The sequence below is a fragment of the Streptomyces bottropensis ATCC 25435 genome, from assembly GCF_000383595.1.
Classification (GTDB): Bacteria; Actinomycetota; Actinomycetes; order Streptomycetales; family Streptomycetaceae; genus Streptomyces; species Streptomyces bottropensis.
Genome location: NZ_KB911581.1, coordinates 4,407,818 through 4,427,578 on the forward strand (window position 1 = coordinate 4,407,818; position 19,761 = coordinate 4,427,578).

The window sequence follows — 19,761 nt, forward strand, 5'->3', positions numbered from 1 at the left end:
GTCCTCATCGGTATCGTCATCAGCTCCCTCGACGAGGCCCGCGAGAGGGAACGGGAAGAGGAGGTGAGGGCTACTGCGCGGGCGGAACGGGCGCGCGGGCGGGAAGGCAGGCCCGGTACGCCGGGTCCGGTCGACGAGGGACACACCACCGCCGCCGAGGACGAACTCCGCCTGCGCACCCTGGCCGCCCGGCAGGCCCTCGACGCCCTCGAATCGAGCATCCACCGGCACCGGCCGCCCACCCCCCACCGGGAGGCGGAGGAACCGGTGCCACGGCCGTCGGCCCGGGGAGCGACGCGCGCGCCCCGGTCGGGGGTGACCGGGGCGCGCGCGTCGGGCGGGAGCGGAACAGGCAGTGATCAGGCGCCGGGGGCCGGTGGCTGCCAGGTGGCCTGGATCAGGGCGCGTTCGGTGGCGGCCAGGTAGACCGCGGTGGCCAGCCAGGCCCGGGCGTAGGGGGCCGGGTCGGGATCGGTGATGCGGCCGAAGACATCGCGGGAGCGGCGGTCGGCTTCCGCGGTGAGCGCGGCCGACAAGCCCGCGGCCGCGTGGAAGCCGCCCCGTCGCAGGGCCGCGCCCGCGCCGTTCCGGTCGCCGTCGCGGGCAGGCTCGGCCACCGCGCGGCGGCCCCCGGAGACGGCGACCTCCACCAGCCGGCGCAGCCGCCACAACGGAGCCTCGGCGAGCGGGTCGGCCGGGACGCCGACGAGGCCGTCCGGGGCCGGCAGGGCGTCCGGCGGCGGGAAGTGCGCGCCCTGGAGGCGGTCGTAGCCCAGATCGGCGTGGCCGTGCCAGTCGTCCGGCAGCCGCACGGTGGCTTCCGTGTCCGGGGCCGGGCCGATCGCGAGGGGGCGGAGCGTGGCGGCGCGGTCCGGTTCGAGGCGACCGAGCACGCGCAGCCGCAGGCCGGGCCGGGCGGCGAGCTGACGGAAGTTGGCGGTGTGCGCGAGGTCCGGATGGCTGTTGGCCGGAGTCAGCCGGACGAGCAGGCCGTCACCGGCCGATGTCCCGGCGGGGGACACCTCGCGGGCGAGCAGCTGGTCGCCGACCGCGCCGACGAGAACCAGATCGCAGCCGACCAGCCTGCGGGCCGTCTGTTCGGCCTGCTCCGGATCCGTGCCGGGGGTGACCGTGAGCCGTTCGGCGACCGCCTCCGCCAAGGGGCGGGCGAAGAGGGCGGCGAGCGGTCCCGACGTCCAGGCGAGGCCGCTGAGTGGAGTGGCCCGCACACCTTTGCCGGAGCCGAGGCGGCCGTCCGGGGAGAGCGTGGCCCCGGAGATCAGCAGCCCGCCACGGGAGAGCCCGGCGTGGTCGACGGTGCCCGAGCCGAGGGCGACCGTGGCGGTACCGGCGCCCCGGGCGCGCGCCGGGCCGCCCGGTTTGACGTCGGCGACCGAGAACCAGCGCCCGTCGTCGGAGACGAGATGGGTGACGACTCCGCCGTAACCGGTGGCCGAGATCACCGGCTCCCGGCACACCCCGTGCACCCGCAGACTGCCGCCCGGCCGGTAGGCACGGCGGGCCGTGCCGACGAGGGCCGGATCCGGGTCCGCCACCGCCAACAGGCTTGTGGTGAGCAGCAGTTCGCGCACACCTGCGACCAGGTCGGCCAGCCGGTGGCCCTCGTGCCGGGCGCGGGCGCCGCGCAGCCCGCGCACCACCCGCAGCGCGGCCGCCTCGGCGCGGTGCAGCCCCGCGAGCCGAGCGGTGTGCGCGGCCCGCAGCAACTCCGCCTGGGGCACCGCGCCCGCGGCCGGGACCCCGGCGGCGAGCACGGCCGCGGCGGCGGCCCAGAGGCCGGCCGCGGCGGCGGCCTGGGCGGGGGTGGGGGGCGTGGCTTCGGGGGTGGGGGACGGGACCGTGCCCTCTCCGCCCTCATTGCCGTCGGGGTCCGCGGTGCCCACGGCCGCGACGCCGACCGACCCGGTCGCTTCGGGGCCGGCCGAGCCGGTGGCTCCGCTGACTTCGCCGGCCGTCTCCCCGCTCGTGCCGTCGGCGGCGGCGTCGGCCACCGGGCAGGCGCTCAGCACGGCGGCGCGGTGCAGACAGCGGGGTGCGAGCAGGCAGCTGCACACCGCTGCCTCGGCGTCGGTCACCGCTCCGGAGGGTCCGGGCGTGAGCGTGACCTCGGCGTCCTCGCCGCAGCGGACGCGCAGGGCGCCGCCGTCGGCCGTGACGGGCACCGCCGCGTACGTCTCGATCGCGGCGTCCAGCTTCTTGCGCAGCCGTGAGGTCAGACTCTCGACGGCGGCGGCGACCACATCGGGCGTCGCCGGGGGCAGTTCGGCGTTCATCGACTCTCTCCGCGGAGGCGGTCGCCCACCCAGCGGGCGAGGGCGAGGGGGCTGAGGGCGGCGACCGGCATCCCGGCCGCGACGAGTTGCTGGGCGACGGGCACCGAGTAGCGCGGGGTGCCGGTGTCGTCCAGGGCGGCGCAGCCCATCAGATGCACCCCGGAACCCGCGAGGGCCCGTACCTCGCCGAGGAGCCCGCCCAGCGGGTAGCCCTCCTCGAAGTCGCTCACGACCACCACCAGGGTGCGGCTGGGCACGGTCACCAGGGAACGGGCGTGGGCCAGCCCCGCGGCGATATGGGTGCCGCCGCCGACCCGCACCTCCAGCAGCAGCGACAACGGGTCGTCCACCCGGTCGGTCAGGTCGATCACGTCGGTCGAGAACGCCAGGAAGTGCGTCGACAGCGTGGGCACCCCGCCCAGCACGGCCGCGGTCAGCGCCGACCAGATGACGGAGGCCTCCATGGACCCGGACACGTCGACGACGAGGATCAGCCGCCAGTCCGCCTCCTTGCGGGACCGGGTGCTGAACACCGGCCGCTCCGGCACCACCACGGTCCGGCCGTCCGCCGTCCGGCGCGTGTGGGCCAGGTTGGCCCGCAGGGTGCGCGGCAGGTCGAGGCGGCCACCGGGGCGGCGGGTCGGGCGCGGCGTGGCCAGACCCGTCAGCGCGGGGCGCATGCGGGTGGCGAGTTCCTTCGCCAGTTCCTCGACCAGACGCCGTACCAGCGGGCGCAGCCTGGCCAGTTGCTGCTCGGGCATCCCTCCGGCGAGGGACAGCACGGAGGTCAGCAGGTCGACCGAAGGACGCACGGCCTTGGGGTCCAGCTCGGCCAGGACGTCCGTACGGCCCTGGTCGGCGGCCCGCGCCAGCACCTCCTCGCGGACCTCCGCGCCGAAGAGGGCGTCCAGCTCCTCGGCCCACTCCCGGGCCGTGGGGAACGACGAGTCCTGACCGCCGGCCCGGCCCGGGCCGCCCTCCCGCCCGAGATCGGAGGAACCCTCGCCCCGGCCGGTGCCGTACAGCTCGTCCAGCGCGTGCGCGTAACGGCGGGCCCCCTGCGGCAGCTTCTCGCTCTCCCGGCCCAGGAGCAGCCGCCAGCGGTCGGTGGGGCTGAGGTGCGGGAGGCCGGACGTCGCGGGGGTGGGTACCGCGGCTTCGGCGGTCCCGGTGACCACGGGGCCGGCGGGGCCTGCGACGGTGCGGGGGACGGCGATGCCGTCGGCGTCCTCGACCGGGCCCACCAGGGTCGTACCGGCCGTCAGCCGCAGCGAGTCGACGGCCGCCCGGCCCGCCCTGTCCGCCGCCGTCCACAGGGCGAGGAGCGCCGGTGAGGCGCCGAGCGACAGGTCCAGGCGGTCGCCGAGGCGTTCGGTGACCGTGTCGAGAAGGCGGTCGCGGCCGGCCGGGGCGAGCGTGTCGAAGCCGCCGCGCAGGGCGGGCAGCCGGTCCAGGAACCCCTGGTCGGGGAGCGTGTCGATACGGTCGAGCAGCGGGTCCAGCGCGGTCGGCGCGGACTGCAGCAGCGGGGCCGCGCCGCTGAGCAGGCCGCTGAGGCGGCGGGCCAGCGCCAGCCGGCTGTCGGGCCCGGTGGCCGTGTCGATCCAGCCGGCGGCACGTGCCCCGAGGGTGTCGGCGGAGTCGAGGTCGAGCAGGACACGGGCGGCCAGCGCCGCGCCCTGGACCAGCGGGGAGCCGGTGCGCGCGAGGGTGCCCAGCGCGTCGTCCATGCGCAGGCCGAGGCGGTGTTCACCGGCCCGCGAGGCGAGTGCGACGAGCGCGGCCGCGTCCTCCGGCTGGTCGCTGCCCGCGAGGCCGGGCAGCGCGCGGACGGCTGCCTCCAACAGGTCGACGGCCAGTTCGGCGGCGGACAGTCTGCCCTCGGCGGTGGTGCCGGGCAGATGGCCCCGGCGCAGGGCCTCCAACAGGTCGAGCGCTTCGAGGAGTTCGGGGAGCGTGGCCGACGACGGGAGTACGACGGCGGCGTCGGCCAGACGGTCGGCGACCAGCGCGGGCAGGTCGCAGCGGGCCGCCGCGCGGAGCCCGGCGAGCACCAGCGCGCAGGTGGGTCCGCCGTCCGCCGACTCCCGGCGGAAGGTCTCCCGCAGGGTGCCCTCGGCGGCCAGGGCCGAGGTCACGCCCCGTATGCCGGCCAGGTCGAGCCGTACGGGGACGGCGGGCGTCCAGGACAGCCGCCACCGGGTCGTGAGCGCCGTCCCGTCGCCCGTGCCGGCCACCTCCACGGCCTCGCCGTAGCCCGCGCCGCACACCGCCAGGCGCTGGAGCAGGGTCTCGCGGCGGTTGTCGAGCGCGGAGCGGAGCGGGTCGAGCCGGAGTTCGCGCGCGGCGGGGTCGTCCGGGCCGGGCAGCCGCAGCGCGGCCAGTTCCGCCTCCACGGACGGACCGAGTCCGGAACGCGGGGTGCCCGGCGCGGTCCGGCCCCGGTCGGTGCCGACCAGGACCACTTCGAGGGCCCGGGCGAGGGCCCGGCCCCGGCCGAGCGGCTCGCCCTGGCCCATCACGGTCGTCAGCGCCTCCAGGACCTCGCCCCGGCCGGGGGCCGTGAGCCCCCGGATACTGGCCAGGTCGCACGCCATCCGGAGGGTTTCGGCCGCCTCGCCCGTGCCCGCCGTGTGCCCGGCGGCGCGCAGCTCCCGGCACACATCGGTGATCGCCCGGGCGGCGGCGTCCCGCAGCCGCCCGGGATCACCGGCGGCAGTGAAGACCGCCTGCTGCCAGCGCGGGTCCCGGATGCCCGCCGGGTACCCGGAACGGGAGTCCAGCAGGTCGAAGGCGTACGGAACGAGGGACGTGACGACGCAGGGGTGGTCCCCGACGAGGGCCGCTCCCCGGGACGCGGCCGTGACCCCGGCTCCGGTCGTGCCCTGGGTCCGCGTCTCTCTTTCCGCCTCGGCAGGGCCGGTCGCGGACGCGGCCGTGAGCGCCGGGGCGTGGAACGCGCCGATCACGGCCGCGACCCGGCGGCCGTCCGCCGCCGCGCGGGCGATCGTGTCCCGCATATGGGTCTCGCGGGCCAGGTCCACCGACGGCACGCCGCCCGCCGACTCGGCGTCGCGGCGCAGCGCCCACCCCACGCCGAGGGCGGCACGGCGGATCGCCTCGGGGGCGCAGCCGGGGGCGAGCACCTCCACGCACCTGTCCCACAGGTCGTCGCCGTCGCGGCCCGTCCCGGCGGCGGTGAGCGCGGCCGCGAAGGCGGTGGGCGAGGCGAGAGGCGCGGCCTCGGCGACCGCGCTCCGCATGTCCGCGTCCCGGGTGTCCGCGTCCCGCGTGTCCGTGCTCGGCGTGGCCGGGCTCGGGCCCGCTGCCGCCGGCCTGGCCCCACCCGTGTCCGACGCCGGGCCACCCGTGTCCGACGCCGGGCCGTCCGTGCCCGGTGCCGGGCCCTGCGGATCCGGAGCGGACTCTCCCGCGCGCACGCCGAACCCGTCCGCGCTCCACGCGGGATCCGACATCGGCAGGTCGCAGCACACCACCTCCACCCCTCGCTCCCGCGCCCAGCGGAGCGCGGCGAGTTCGGGGGAGAAGTCGGCGAACGGGTAGAAGCCGAGCCGTCCGCCCTCGCTCGCCCCGGCCAGGGCGACCGGGGCCAGAGTGCCGGGGGCGGCGAGGTGGGGGAGCCAGTGCTGGAAGTCGGCAGGCAGCTCCACACAGACGACCTGCGCGCCGGAGGCGTCCAGCAGGGCGGGTACGGCCGCGGCGAGGGCCGGGCTGTGGTGCCGTACCCCCAGCAGGTACGGCGCGGCGGAGTCGGCGAGGGCCGTGACGGCCTCCCGCGGGTCCTGAGTGCTCGTCACCGAAGGTTCTCCCGCAGGTCCCAGAGGCGGCGCCACATCGCCGAGCCGTCCTCGGCGCGGCGGCGCACCGGACCGTCCCAGTAGCCGAGCAGCCGTGCGTGGTCGGCCGGGTCGTCCTTGCGGACCACACCGAGCAGGTGCCCGGGGACGAGGTCGAGGGCGTCCCCGCCGGACAGGTACGCGGTGGCCACCCCGAGCGAGGCCGCGACCTGCACGGCCTCGGCGGTGGACATCACCGTGCCGGGCCGCTCCACGTCCCAGCCCTCGGCGGAGCGCCCCGCGCGCAGATCACGGAAGACGGTCACCAGCACGTCGAGCACGGCGTCGTCGACGCCGAAGGCCGCGCCCGCCCGGTGGACGGCCGCCTCCGCCTGCCGCCGGACGAGGGCGGTCTCGGCGTCGACGTCCGCGATCGGGTGCACCGTCTCGAAGTTGAAGCGCCGCTTGAGCGCGGCGGACATCTCCGAGACACCCCGGTCACGCAGGTTGGCGGTGGCGATGACGGTGAACCCGGGCGCGGCCGGGACCTGGGCGTCGTCCGTCCCGGACAGCTCGGGCACGCTCACCCGGCGGTCGGACAGGATCGACACCAGGGCGTCCTGCACCTCGGGCAGACAGCGGGTGATCTCCTCGACCCGCGCCACCCGGCCCGAGCGCATGGCGCCGAGCACCGGTGAGTCGACCAGCGCCTGCGGGGTCGGGCCCTGGGCGAGCAGCAGGGCGTAGTTCCAGCCGTAGCGGAAGGCGTCCTCGGTGGTGCCGGCGGTGCCCTGCACGGTGAGCGCGCTGGTGCCGCACACGGCGGCCGACAGCAGCTCGGAGAGCATCGACTTGGCCGTACCGGGCTCGCCGACCAGCAGCAGGCCCCGCTCACCGGCGAGGGTGACCACGCACCGCTCGACCAGGGCGCGTTCGCCGACGAACTTGGGCGCGATCACCAGCTTGTCGGGCAGCGTCTCGTGCGGCTCGGCCATCTTCAGGGCGTCGCCGCCGCTGCCGCAGACGAAGGTCACCACGGAACGCGGCGTCAGACGCCAGCCGGGCGGGCGGGGTCCCTGGTCGTGGGCGGCGAGGAAGTCGAGTTCGGTGGCGTGGCGTTCCTCGGCGGGCAGGGTCTGCCGGGCCGGGAGGGCCGTCGCCGTGTCGGTCGGGGTCATGAATGTCCTTGCTCGTCAGGTCTGTGGGTCGTGGTGACGGACGGGTGCCGGGGGCGCCCGGTGCGGGGCGCCCCCGGGTCGGTCAGCGGCGGCGGCCCCGCCGTACCTTCAGTTCCTCGAACCGGGGCGCGTCGCCGTCCTGGACGCGCTGCCAGGCCCTGCGGTACAGCTCGGCGGCCGGTTCGGTCGGCACGATCACGCCGAACGTCGCGTGCTCGTCGGTCATCAGCTCGCCGAACAGCGGCAGCTTCCACCGCTCCAGCGGCAGCCGCGGTGCCTTCGGGTCGACCCAGGCGCCGGGCAGGAAGAGCGAACGCCCGGCCCTGGTCCGGCTGGCCACCACCACCAGCTCGCCCCCGGCCAGCTCGGCACGGGCCGCCCGGAGCCGGGCCGGCTTCCATCCCGTCCAGCGGGCCGTCGTACGGTCGGTCGGGTCGGGCATGGCCAGCAGCATCAGATAGAGCGTGGCCGCGTCCTCGCCGATGCCGTACTCCTTCGCCACCTCGGTCACCAGCTCGGGCACCGAACGGCTCGGATCCTGCGGCCACCAGGTGCCGTCCTGGGCGCGCTCGCCCGCTTCCGGGTCCCCCGGGTCGGCCATCAGGGCCGCGTACGGGGCGGAACGGGCCAGGCGCAGCGCCACCTCGGCCGCGTAGGGCCGCTGGTTGTCGACCCGCAGCGCGGGCAGATACGGGTCCTGGCCCGCCTCGTCGAGCAGCGCGACCCGGATGCCCGGCGCCGGCTGGTCGTCGTGGGTGGCGAGGACGACGGCGCCGTACCGCTCGAAGCCCTGGCCGGTCTCGGTCGGGGTGCCCGCAGTCTTCCGGAACTGGGTGATGCTGATGTACTGCCCGAGGTCGAGCACCAGCCCGGGGTGGGCGAGCCGCTCCCGTACGGCGGTGAGCGCGGCGGGCAGCGCGGCCCGGAGCGGGTCGCCGGCGGGCAGGCGGTGGGCGAGCCAGGCGGCCGGCCCGACCGAGCCGACCAGCGTGTCCGCCGTGAACCCGACCGCGTCGTCCGTCACCGGCCTGACCCGGTCGCCCTTGACGGCCCATTCCAGGTCCTGGGTGAGCCGGGGCTCACCTGCCGGGTGCAGCAGGGCGGGCAGGGCCTCGCGTACGTTCCACCGTGCGTGCCTGAGCGCGCGCAGGGCGTCGGCGAGCACGTCCTCGGGCACGGCCGTCCGCCTGCCGACCTCGCTGTTCCACAGCTCGGCCGCGGCGGCCACGTTCGGCCCGTCGGTCCACAGTCCGGCGGGGTCGTCGGGCAGCAGCGCGCCGACCACGGCCGCGCGGACCGCGTTGTCGACGCCCTGGAGCTCGTCCTTGGCGACGGCCGCGGGGGCGGCCTTGACCCCGAGGGCGTTGCGGGCCTCCGTGGTCAGGAACGTGCGCTGGTGGACGTCGACCCCCGGAAGACCGGCCACGACCAGCCGGGCCACGGTCTCGGTGACGCCGGTCAGCCGGGCGAACTCCTCGGCCGCCTCCGGGAACCAGGGCGCCGGTCCCCGCGCGGCGAGCTCCGCCAGGAACCCGTCGATCCAGGGAGCGTCGCCCGCGACGCCCAGCGGGGCGGACTTCTGCAGTGTGTACGGTTCCGGGGTCTCGAACCGCTCCGCCGGGTCGTGGAAGTAGCCCCGGAAGTCGCAGCCGTCGCCGTTCGGCGAGCCGTGCTCCAGGATCGCCAGGAACGCGCCCCCGCCCAGGGGCAGAAGTCCGTCCCACGAACCCTCGCGCCATGCGCCCGACGGGGTGCGCAGCTGGTCGGCCCCCAGCCTGAGGGTCACCTCGCGCCACCGGGTGGACGCGCCGTCGTTGCCCAGCCCGAGGGTGTCGAGTCGTTCGAGGAGCGTCCGCAGCACCTCGCGGTGCTCCCGCGTGGTGGTGAGGGCCGCGGCCCGGAACGCCAGGGCGCCCACCCGGTCGATCAACGTCGACAGCTCCGGGCGTCCGGCCGGCAGCCCGGTCCCGTCGAGGTGGAGGCGTACGGTGCGCTCCCGCGGCACGGCGGTCCCGGCGAGCCCGGCGGCCCTGGTCAGGGCGCGCAGGGCACGGAAGACGGTGTCGGCCTGGTCGTCACGGTTCCACCAGTAGCCGGCCGACCCGCCGACACCGCTCAGGGCCTGCTGGAGCACGGTGTCCGCCGGCCCGGCGGGTCCCTCCGCCTCCTCCAGGCCTCCGTCGAGCGCCCGGGTGAGCCGCGTCGCCGCGCCGTCGAGGACGGCCTGCTGGCCGGCGGCGTGGCGCACGACTCCCGCGACACCCGCGACGAGCGCGTCGTGGGTCACCGGAAGGAGCGAGCGGATCGCGGCGGGCAGCGCCTCCTTGTCCTCCTCGGCGGCGGCCGCCAGCAGCGCCGCCGCGGTCGCCCGGTCGATGCGGCGCAGTGCGGCGGAGCCCTCCGGGTCGCGGGCGGTCATGCACTCCCAGAACTGCACCGGCGGCAGCAGCAGTGTGCCCTCGCCGAAGACCCCCGGCGTACGGTCCGTCTTCGCGATGGACGTGACGACGCCGTCCGTGTCGACGATCTCCAGCTGCCAGCCGTTGCGCACGACGGCACGGGCCCGGTCGTCGCCCGGGAACACCACGAGTGCCGACGGCCGGCCCCGCTCGGCGGCCAGGGTGACGGTGTGTCCGGCGAGGTCCTGGGTGCGCCGGGAACCGTCGGGCAGCCGGACCGTGCGGATGCCGACCACGCCGTCCACGGGAGCGGAGGCGGGCGTGCGGCCGACGGTCGGGGAAGGGCCGAGCCAGCCGCTGTCGTAGGTGCTGCCCTCGGGGGCGTCACCCAGCGCGTCGGAGAGGAACGCGGGCATGCTCATGCGTCCGCGCGTGTTCGTGGCCGGGTCGTACTCGTAGAACCCGTGGGCGTCCTGCTCGCCCTCCGCGTGCCACACCCAGTACGAGGCGCCGTCGAAGATCAGCCACCGCTCCTCGGGGACGGTGGTGTCCCCGGTGTGCAGGACGCCCGCGCCGGTGGTGCGGCCGCCGCCCGGCAGGGGCAGGGTGAGCCTCAGGTCGCCCTTGTACCAGTCCATCTCGGTGCCCCGGGTGCCGCCCGGGCCCTCCATGGTGCGGGGGCTGTCGGCGCGGGTGTGCCAGTAGCCGCGCAGGCCGTCGTTGCGGGAGCGCCAGTAGACGAGCAGTTCGCCGTCCACGTGGTGGAAGCCCGGGTCGCCCCAGCTGTCGTTCGCCGGGATGCGCAGGTCGTGGGTGAGGAGCGTGCCTTCCGCGCCGATCACGCGGGCCTGGGCGGTACCGGCCACGACGAGGTGCGGCCAGGCGTCGGCGACGATGATGTCCTCGACGTCGTTCTTCGGGACGAGGGTGGCGGTGGCGTCCTCCCAGGCGGGCCAGCCCAGTTCGTCGAAGAGGCCGGCGCGCAGGGTGCGCGTCAGCACCGGTGCCAGGTCGGTGGCGACGGCGGCGCGGACCTCTTCCTCGGCGAGCGCCAGCGCCTCGGCGGGCAGCCACTTCAGCCGGGCGAGCGCGTCGGGCAGCTGGGGCAGGCCCACGGCGGTGAACCGCCGGACGACCTCGCTCACCCACCGCGCCAGCAGCGGGCGGCCGCCGGGTGAGGCGGCCAGCACGCGGATCGCGCGCCGCCCGGAGTCGTCGTCGCTGAACCGGTCCGCGCCCTGCCGGAAGGCGTCGTGGAAACGGGAGTCCGCGGTCAGCGACAGCAGCTCGCGGTGGCCCTCACCCGGGGCCCACTGCTCCAGCGGGAGCGCGTTGCCCTTCCCCGGGGCCGCCACGGGCACGTCCAAGGACAGCAACAGGTCCATCAGGTCGATGTCGTGCGTGACCGTCAACTCCCGTGCGGAGGCAGTCAGTTCCCTCCGCAGCTGGTCCGCCGCCCGCTCCACCAGCGGGTACAGCTCGGGCATCCGCGTGGAACCGCGCCAGGACCGCGCGCGCTCCCGGAACACCAGGAACCGCTCCAGCCAGCCCGCCGTACCGTCGTGCGGCCGCTGCTCCGCGGGCAGGGAACCGTCCCACAGCGCGGCCGTGGCGCCGGAGACCTCCAGGATGTCCAGCCACATCGCGGGCAGGTCGTCGTCGGAGGACGAGGGGAGCGTGTCGAGCAGGGTGCCGCGCACCTTCGGCTCGCGCGCCGCCAGCGCCACGAGCGCCGTGCGGTGGCCCTTCCACCAGCCCGCCGCCGCGCGCAGCGTGGACGGCAGGACCAGCAGCTCGGCCAGGTAGTCCTGCTCGGTCACGTCCGCGTCGCGGCCGGCGGCGCGGGCCAGCCTGCGCAGGTCGTTCGCCATCTGCGCCGACGGCGGCAGACCGCCCGCCGTGCGGCGCAGGCACAACTTGGTGAAGCGCCGCAGTGCCTCCTCGGCCGGGACCCGTGCGGCCAGCTCCTTCGCGTACGCCGACAGGACCTTCACCGGGAGTGCGCCGGCCAGGGCGAACTCCAGGAACACGGCGTCGAGCCGCTCCTCCTCGACGACCAGCCCGTGCTCCGCCTCGGCCTTGCGGGCGCGGGTGAACAACTGCGCCGCGTACGTGGCGTTCTCCTCCGCGAGGAACACCCGCCCCGCCTGCTCGTAGAACGTGGGCAGGAAGTGCGGCACCGACGCCGCGAGCCGCTCGCCCAGCTCCACATAGGCGTCCATGGCCGCCTTGGGCTTCGTCCTCGCCTGCCGGGCCGCCCGCTCCAGGTCCGGCACGACACCCAACGCGTGGTGTCCGTCCGCCGGGTGGTGCACCAGCACCCACTCGGGGAAGCCCAGTGACTGCCGCAGCCCCAGCCCCACGACCGCCGGCTCCGCGTCCTGCTCCAGACCGAGGAACCCGGCGGCCAGGTCCTCCGCCGCGCCCAGCTCCCCGGCGACCAGCCGCACCACCACCCGGTCGTCCAGACCCGGATGACGGTACGTCCGCGCCGTCAGCGGCACCGCCCGCTCCCCGGCCCCCTTTGTGTCCGCCGGCAGTACCCCGCCCGCCGCCAGCACGTCCTCGTACGACACCGCTGTCCCCCCGCTCATGCGTCCTTGCCCTCCTCGATCACGCGCCCGGCGTACAGCGCCGCGGCCATCCGCATCCCCTCCGACCAGGCCACCGGGCCCACTTCGGCCAGCGGCAGTGCGCGGCCGTCCTGGTCCTGCCAGGTCAGGTTGCCGGTGTCCACCTCGTCGTCCCAGTAGGGCTCCCCGATCCACACGGAGGCCTCGACGGTGCGCTCGCCGTCCCGGACGCGTGCGGTGGCGTAACCACCGGAGACGCGGTACCCGAGGGAGGTGGCGCGGGCGGCGAGGGCGAAGCGGGAGCGGAACCGGCCCCCGGTGAAGTCCCGTACTTGGGTGGCCTTGGCGGCGAGACCGTCGGGCCGCCGCCAGATGGCCCGGTGTATCTGCTCGACGCGCTGGACGATGCCCAGTTCCGCCGCGAACTCCCGGATGTCGTCGAGGTCCGGCAGCAGCACCGGGTGCGGCAGGGTGACCGTGCGCGGGGAGAGGCGGACCGTCTCACCGTCCAGGTTCACCACCCGCAGTTCGCCGGAGTCGGTGGCGCCCCGCAGGAAGCCGACCTCGTCCGGGTCGTCGCCGACGATCGCGAGGTCGCGCAGTGCGGCCTGCCACGCCTCGTCCGGCCACACCCGGGCCAGCAGACCGGTGGGCACGGGCAGTGACGACACCATCCAGGCGTCCACCTGCGTGACGCACGCCGCAGCGTGCCGATCCAGCCATTCGGCGAACCGCCGCAGCCGGTCCACCTCCGGGTGGTCCTTCAGCGCCTTCGGCAGCGACTTCAACTGCCGTCCCGCCGCCCGGCCCGAGGTGGCTCGCGCCGCCACCCGCCCCTCCACAAGAGCGACTTCATATCCGTCGCCCGCTGCCAGCCAACCCACGAACCCCAGCCCCTAGCGTCAATTGCACAGGAAGAAAGCACAGTTCAGCCGGGGAATCCCGGCCCGAGTGCGACCATGTGCGGAACGCTAGCGGCAGCCACTGACAATCGGCGCGGGGCCCCTCCCGACGAGCCTCCCACGACGTGCCGGGAGCCCCCGACGGCGAGCGGGCACGCGGGACGATCCCTCCGGCGTCCGGCAAGCCAACCGAAGCGAGTGTGCCGCCGCGTCCGTAGACCTACGTAACCGGGGTACGTATTACCGGCCAGTCACCGGTGTCGGTGCCCTGCCGCCGGGCGCGCTCACCCTCCGCAGCGATGCGACGGAGGACGGGGGGCACCATGGAGTGGCCGGCCGGGTTCGAGGAGCGGGTCGCCCGGGTGGACGCGGGGCTGCGGCCGCTCGCCGAGGCGCCGGTGGACCTCGCCGATCCCGGCGGGGAGCGCGGGAGGGGACAGCGGCCGGCCGCGATGGACGAGGCGGGCGTCCCGGCGGAGGCCGCGGTCTGCGCGCACACGCGGCGGGCGGGCCTCGACATCGGTCCGCTCCCGCGCGAAGCGGCGCAGCCGTCCAGCCGTGAAAAACGGACACGGCATGGGCTCCACGCGGGACATCCTGCTCCGTGCCGCACCGTGACCGGCCTCGGACGCTGTGTCCCTATATCGCACACACGTACGTGACCTGCCCGTTTTCCTGGAACAGGACCGCGCTCCGGCAGCCATGGGCTCCTATGGTGGAGATCACGGGAAGGCGACGGACGCTGAGGCGGCGACCATGACGGAGACGGCGAACGACTACGCGGCGGTGTTCCAGGCACTGCCGGGCATGGTGGCGCTGCTGACACCCGGGCTGGTGTACGCGGACGCGAACGAGGAGTTCCTGCGGCTGTCGGGCCGCACCCGCGAGCAGGTGGTCGGCCGCTACCTCTTCGACGTGTTCCCCGACAACCCCACCGACCCGTCCGCGAACGGGATGCGTAATCTGGCCGCCTCCCTCCGCCGGGTGGCGGAGACCGGTGAGCGGGACGCGATGGCGCTGCAGCGCTACGACGTGGAGTCCGTGGAGCGGCCGGGGGAGTGGGAGGAGCGCTACTGGAGTCCGGTGAACGCGCCGATCCTCGGCCCCGACGGGAAGGTGGTGCTCCTGATCCACAAGGTCGAGGAGGTCACCGAGCTGATCCGGGCCCGCGAGCGCTCGCCGAGCGACCGGGCCAACGTGCTGGAGGCCGAGCTGTACACCCGCGCCCGGGAGCTGCAGGAGGTCAACGAGCGGCTGCGCGAGGCGCACGCCCACGAACGGGAGGTCGCGCTCGCCCTGCAGACGGCGATGCTGCCCGCGCCGAAACCGCTCGGCCACCACCGTGCGGCGGTGCGCTACCAGCCGGCGACCGACGCGCTGAACGTGTGCGGCGACTGGTACGACCTGGTCGACCTGACCGGCGTCGACCGCGTCGGTGTCGCCGTCGGTGACGTGGTCGGACACGGCCTGGCCGCCGCCTGCGTCATGGGCAAACTGCGCAGCGCGCTGAGCGCCGCCTCCCTGGTGGCGGACGGCCCCGCCCAGGCACTGGACGCGCTCGGTCTGTACGCCCGCTCCGTCGACGGCGCCGAGAACACCACCGCCGTGCAGACCTGCGTCGACTGGGACACCCGCACCATCACCTACAGCAGCGCCGGGCATCTGCCGCCCGCGCTGGTGTGCGGTAACGGCGAGGTCGTCTTTCTCGACGGGGCCACCGATCCACCGCTCGGTGCCCGCCTGGAACACACGCTCCGCCCCGAGGCCACCGTCTCCTTCACCGACGGCGACCTGCTCGTCCTCTACACGGACGGTCTCGTCGAACGCCGTGACGAGGACATCGACCGCAGCCTCGCCCGCCTCGCCGACGCGCTCACGCGCCACCGCGATGCCGGCCCCGAACCCCTCGCCGACGCCCTCCTGCTCGACCTCCTCCCCTACGGCGCCACCGACGACGCGGCCCTCGTCATCATCCAGCTCTGATCCGGGCGGCGGTCGGCCCGCGGTGGTCAGTCGAGGAAGTCGGCGACGAGCGCGGCGAACTCGTCCGGGCCGGCCAGCCGGATGCCGAGGCTCTCGGCCTTGGCACGCTTGGAGCCGGCGTTCTCCCCCGCGACGACCAGGGAGGTCTTCTTGGAGACACCGGAGGAGGCGCGCCCTCCGGCACGCTCGATGAGTTCGTTCATCTGGTTGCGGCTGAGCTTCTCCAGTGCGCCGGTCATCGCGCCCGTGACCACCACGGCCATGCCCGCGAGCGGGCCGTCCGCGGACTCGGCGCCCTCCTGCGGGGCGGCCGTGTCGTCGGCCGGGGCGGGCGGGGTCGCGCCCGGCTCCGTCATGTTCACCCCGGCCGCCACCAGTTTGTCGATGAGCGGGGCGAGTTCGACCAGCTCGGCCACGATGGCCGGGGCCTTCTCGGTGCCGATGCCCTCGACCCGCTGGATCGCCTCGGCGTCCGCGGCGCGGATGTTGTCCATGGTGGCGAAGTACCGGGCGATACGGCGGGACATGGAGCGTCCGGTGCCCCGCACCCCCAGCGCGCACAGCACCCGGGACAGCGGGCGCCCCCGGGCCGTGTCGAGCGCGGCGAGGAGGTTGTCGGTGCTGGTCTCGCCCATGCGGTCCAGGCCCAGCAGCTGCTCCCGGGTGAGGGCGAACAGGTCGGCGAGATCGGCGACCAGGCCCGCCTCGACGAGCTGGACGACCCGGGTGTGCCCGAGCCCCTCCACGTCGAGCTGATCGCGGCCCACGGCGTACGAGAGGGAGGCGACCAGATGGCAGTTGCGGCCGTTCTCGCAGCGCCAGCGCTGTTCGCCCCTGTCGATGCCGGAGCCGCATCTCGGGCAGACCTCGGGGAAGCCGATGGGCTGTTCGTCGCCGGTGCGCAGATGGGCGACGGGAGCCTCCACGCGGGGAATGACGTCACCGGCGCGGTGCACCATGACATGGTCGCCCAGGCGCAGGTCGCGGCGGGTGATGTCGGCCGGGTTGTGGAGGGTGGCGTACGTGATGGTGGAGCCGTCGATCTCGACGGGCTCCAGCACTCCGCGCGGCGCGATAATACCGGTGCGGCCCACGTTCCACTGCACCTCCAGCAGCCGTGTGATCTTCTCGACGGCGGGCAGCTTGTAGGCGATCGCCCAGCGCGGGGCGCGTGAACCGGACCCGGCGGCGCGCTGGTCGGCGGCGAGGTCGGCCTTGATCACGATCCCGTCGATCCCGAACGGCAGTTCCGCCCGCAGCCCCGCGATCTCCTTGACGCGGTCCAGGACCTCCTCGACCGTGGCGACGGTGACACCCGGCACGGCAGTGCTCGCGGTGGTGTTCACCCCCAGTTCGGCCGCCCGCGCCATCAGCTCGCTGTGGGCCGGCTCGGCCGGCCGCGCCGCGGAGTCGGCGTCGGTGCCGGGCAGCGCCAGCAGCCCGTATCCGAAGAACGTCATCGGCACGGTGTAGGCCCGCTCCCTGGCGCGCAGCGTGCCCGCCGCCGCGTTGCGCGGATTGGCGAAGGGCTGTCCGCCGTGTCCGGTGCGCACCTCGTTGGCGTGCTCGAACTGGGCGGTCGTCATGAGGACTTCGCCCCGCACCTCCACCGTCACCGGCTCGGCCAGCTCCTCGGGCAGTCCCTCGATGGTGCCGATGGCGTGCGAGACGTCCTCCCCGGCCGTCCCGTCGCCCCGCGTGATCAACCGCGTGAGCCGGCCCCGGGTGTACCGGGCGGCGACCGCCAGTCCGTCGAGCTTCGGCTCGACGCAGAAACGCTCCACCTCGTGCCCGATCCGCCGGGCCAGCGACGCCGTCCGCGCCGTGAACTCCTCGGCGGAGAACACGTTGTCCAGGCTCAGCATCGCGATCGTGTGGGGCACGTCCCCCTCGACGGCCCCGCCGGCCACCTTCCCGGTGGGCGACTCCGGCAGGACCTGCTCGGGGTGCTCCGCCTCCCACGCCGCGATGCCGCGCACGAGCCGGTCGTAGGTGTCGTCGTCCAGCGCCGACGTGCCACCGGTGTAGTAGGCGCCCGAGGCCCGGACCGCGTCCTCGACGGCCTGGGCGTAGGCCGCGGCATCCACGATCACTGCAACTGATGTCGTCATGGGAGCCATCCTGCCTCCCACCACTGACAACGCCCCGGCGTCGGGCGTGGCCGGGCCGTGCTCAGCCCTTCGGCTGCGTGAAGCGGATGCTGTTGCCGAAGGGGTCGCGCAGGCCGCAGTCGATGCCGTACGGGCGTTCGGTGGGTTCCTCGGTGAACTCGACACCGAGGGCCCGCAGCGTCTCGTACGTCTTGCGGCAGTCGTCCGTGCTGAAGATGAGATGGCCGCCCGTGGCGCCCTTGGTGAGGAGGACGCGGACCTGTGCCGCGGTCTCCTCGGACAGCGCCGGGGGGCCGGGCTTCTCCAGGAGGATGTGGCGTTCCGGGTGTCCGGGCACCTGGACGGTCAGCCAGCGCATGAAGCCGAGGTCGACATCGGTGTGGAACTCCAGGCCGAGCTTGCCGACGTAGAAGTCGAGGGCGTCGTCCTGGTCGAGGACGTAGATCTGCGAGTGCGTGATGGCGTTGAACATGGGGATCACGTCAGCGAGCCGGGCGGGCGGAAACTTATCCGAAACTGCTCAGTGGCTCGGGCGCATCCACGCCTTCGCGAAGCACGTCGGTACGGCCACCGTGACCGCTTGCTCGCGGTACTCCCGCGGCGACCTGCCCACGATGTCGCGGAACGTCCGGCTGAAGGTGCCCGGGCTGCCGAATCCCACCTCGAAGCAGATGTCGGTCACGGCGCGGTCGGTCTCCCGCAGGAGGAACATCGCCCGCTCCACCCGGCGGCGTTGCAGATAGCGGTGCGGGGTCTCGCCGAACGTGGTCCGGAACATGCGGGTGAAGTGCGCCTCGGAGACATGGGCGATCCGGGCCAGCGCGGGCACGTCCAGCGGCTGCGCGTAGGCCCGGTCCATCGCGTCCCGGGCCCGCAGCAGACGGCGGTTGGACTCTTCGGAAGCTCGGCTCACGGCGCCATCACACCATGGACGCACCACGGGCCGGACGAGCGGATGGCTCGCCCGGCGCGTGCTGCGAGGGAGGGCCCGTGGTGCGAACGGGGCCCGCCCGGTGGATCAGACCGCCGCGGACGGGTACGTCGGGTACTCCACCCCGGAGACGTGCTGGACGACCCGGATGACCTGACAGGAGTAGCCGAACTCGTTGTCGTACCAGAGGTAGAGGATCGCGTTGTCGCCGTCGACCTTGGTGGCGCCCGCGTCGACGATGGAGGCGTGGCGGGAGCCGATGAAGTCGCTGGAGACCGAGTCGGGGGCGTTGGTGAAGTCGATCTGGCGCTTGAGCGGCGAGGTCAGCGAGACGCCGCGGAGGTAGTCGAGGACCTCCTCGCGGTCGGTCTCCCGGCCGAGCCGCAGGCTGAGGATCGCGATCGAGACGTCCGGGACGGGCACGCGGATCGAGCTGCCGGTGATCGGCGCCTTCAGGTCGGGCAACGCCTTGGCGACGGCCGAGGCGGCGCCCGTCTCGGTGATGACCATGTTGAGCGGCGCGGAACGACCCCGACGGTCCGCCTTGTGGTAATTGTCCAGCAGGTTCTGGTCGTTGGTGAACGAGTGGACGGTCTCCACGTGGCCGCGCAGCACACCGAACTCGTCCGCCATCGCCTTCAGTGGCGGCACGATCGCGTTGGTGGTGCAGGACGCGCAGGACAGGATCTGCTCGTCCGGCTTGATCGTGTCGTGGTTGACACCGTGCACGATGTTCGGGACGTCGCCCTTGCCGGGCGCGGTCAGCACGACCTTGTCGATGCCGGGGCGCAGGTGGTTCGACAGCCCCGCGCGGTCGCGCCACTTGCCGGTGTTGTCGATGAGGATGGCGTTCTTGATGCCGTACTCGGTGTAGTCGACCTCGGACGGGTCGCCGGCGTAGATCACCTTGATCTCGTTGCCGTTGGCGTTGATCGTGCTGGTCGACTCGTCGACGGTGATCGTGCCCTGGAACTGGCCGTGGATGGAGTCCCGGCGCAGCAGGGACGCCCGCTTGACGATGTCCTGCTCACCGCCGCCGCGCACCACGATGGCGCGCAGCCGCAGACCGTTGCCGGAGCCGGCCTTCTCGATCAGCAGACGGGCCACGAGGCGGCCGATGCGGCCGAAGCCGTACAGGACGACGTCGCGTCCCTCGCCGCCCTCGATCTTGTTGGCGCCCGTCGCGCCGGCGACGGCATCAGCCGTGAACTCCGCGACCGACAGCCCCCGGTCGTCGACCCGGTGGGCCTCGGCGAGCAGGCCGATGTCGATCTGTGAGGGGCCGAGGTCGAGGGTGGTGAGCGCCTCCAGGAACGGCAGGGTGTCGGTGACCGAGAGCTCCACACCGGCGATCTGGCGGGCGAACCGGTGGGTCTTCAGAATGCTGACCACCGACTTGTTCACCAAGGAGCGGCTGTGCAGCAGGACCGTCACGTCCCGCTCACGGTGCAGCTTCCCGATGATCGGGATCATCGACTCCGCGATCTCCTCGCGGTTCTTCCATTGGGTGAACGAGTCCTCGTTGACAGTCACAGAATTATCTTTCGAGCTAGGCGGCGCTCATATGCTAACCACCCCGCTCGGAGGAGACGA

General features: G+C 74.4%; 10 protein-coding genes. 1 reads left to right on the forward strand and 9 read right to left on the reverse strand.

Going from position 1 to position 19,761, the window contains the following annotated elements:
* Window positions 1-359: 359 nt before the first annotated feature.
* The 5 genes from STRBO_RS0119450 to STRBO_RS0119470 all read right to left on the reverse strand — a co-directional run bounded on the left by STRBO_RS0119450 (window position 360) and on the right by STRBO_RS0119470 (window position 13,125).
* Window positions 360-2,294: an SWIM zinc finger family protein gene (locus STRBO_RS0119450; protein ID WP_005474710.1), complete on the reverse strand. Its 1,935-nt coding sequence runs from the start codon at window positions 2,292-2,294 to the stop codon at window positions 360-362.
* Window positions 2,291-6,112, reverse strand: a complete 3,822-nt coding sequence (locus STRBO_RS0119455; RefSeq protein WP_005474708.1) for a vWA domain-containing protein — start codon at window positions 6,110-6,112, stop codon at window positions 2,291-2,293. Before STRBO_RS0119455 ends, STRBO_RS0119450 begins: the two co-directional genes overlap by 4 nt.
* Complete coding sequence (locus STRBO_RS0119460) at window positions 6,109-7,269, reverse strand: ATP-binding protein (RefSeq protein ID WP_005474706.1); 1,161 nt, start codon at window positions 7,267-7,269, stop codon at window positions 6,109-6,111. The genes STRBO_RS0119455 and STRBO_RS0119460 overlap by 4 nt, the downstream gene beginning before the upstream one ends.
* Before the next feature lie 82 nt (window positions 7,270-7,351).
* Window positions 7,352-12,262 (reverse strand): hypothetical protein, encoded by a 4,911-nt coding sequence (locus STRBO_RS0119465; RefSeq protein WP_028796752.1) that lies wholly within the window; start codon window positions 12,260-12,262, stop codon window positions 7,352-7,354.
* Complete coding sequence (locus tag STRBO_RS0119470; RefSeq protein WP_005474702.1) at window positions 12,259-13,125, reverse strand: DUF4132 domain-containing protein; 867 nt, start codon at window positions 13,123-13,125, stop codon at window positions 12,259-12,261. Before STRBO_RS0119470 ends, STRBO_RS0119465 begins: the two co-directional genes overlap by 4 nt.
* Before the next feature lie 774 nt (window positions 13,126-13,899).
* Between STRBO_RS0119470 and STRBO_RS0119480 the strand changes: the two genes are divergently transcribed.
* Window positions 13,900-15,126, forward strand: coding sequence for a PP2C family protein-serine/threonine phosphatase (locus tag STRBO_RS0119480; protein ID WP_020114635.1), 1,227 nt, complete (start codon window positions 13,900-13,902; stop codon window positions 15,124-15,126).
* Between the two features lie 26 nt (window positions 15,127-15,152).
* On the opposite strand, the gene ligA is transcribed toward STRBO_RS0119480, so the two are convergent.
* From ligA to STRBO_RS0119500, 4 genes are all read right to left on the reverse strand, one after another.
* The gene (gene ligA, locus STRBO_RS0119485; protein ID WP_005474700.1) at window positions 15,153-17,246 is read right to left on the reverse strand and encodes an NAD-dependent DNA ligase LigA; all 2,094 of its coding nucleotides are present in this window, start codon (window positions 17,244-17,246) and stop codon (window positions 15,153-15,155) included.
* 52 nt (window positions 17,247-17,298) lie between these two features.
* Entirely contained in the window at window positions 17,299-17,709 is a 411-nt protein-coding gene (locus tag STRBO_RS0119490) for a VOC family protein (protein WP_020114637.1), read from the reverse strand.
* 48 nt (window positions 17,710-17,757) lie between these two features.
* Window positions 17,758-18,150 (reverse strand): helix-turn-helix domain-containing protein, encoded by a 393-nt coding sequence (locus tag STRBO_RS0119495; protein WP_028796753.1) that lies wholly within the window; start codon window positions 18,148-18,150, stop codon window positions 17,758-17,760.
* Between the two features lie 105 nt (window positions 18,151-18,255).
* Window positions 18,256-19,701 carry a glyceraldehyde-3-phosphate dehydrogenase gene (locus STRBO_RS0119500; protein ID WP_005474697.1) on the reverse strand — a complete coding sequence of 482 codons (1,446 nt, stop codon included), beginning with the start codon at window positions 19,699-19,701 and terminating at the stop codon, window positions 18,256-18,258.
* Between the last annotated feature and the right edge of the window lie 60 nt (window positions 19,702-19,761).

Bases quoted from the DNA above. Each gene is read 5' to 3' on its own strand.
- STRBO_RS0119460 (WP_005474706.1), bottom strand. From the start codon at position 7,269: ATGACCCCGACCGACACGGCGACGGCCCTCCCGGCCCGGCAGACCCTG.
- STRBO_RS0119480 (WP_020114635.1), top strand. From the start codon at position 13,900: ATGACGGAGACGGCGAACGACTACGCGGCGGTGTTCCAGGCACTGCCG.
- STRBO_RS0119490 (WP_020114637.1), bottom strand. From the start codon at position 17,709: ATGTTCAACGCCATCACGCACTCGCAGATCTACGTCCTCGACCAGGAC.
- STRBO_RS0119450 (WP_005474710.1), bottom strand. From the start codon at position 2,294: ATGAACGCCGAACTGCCCCCGGCGACGCCCGATGTGGTCGCCGCCGCC.
- ligA (WP_005474700.1), bottom strand. From the start codon at position 17,246: ATGGCTCCCATGACGACATCAGTTGCAGTGATCGTGGATGCCGCGGCC.
- STRBO_RS0119465 (WP_028796752.1), bottom strand. From the start codon at position 12,262: ATGAGCGGGGGGACAGCGGTGTCGTACGAGGACGTGCTGGCGGCGGGC.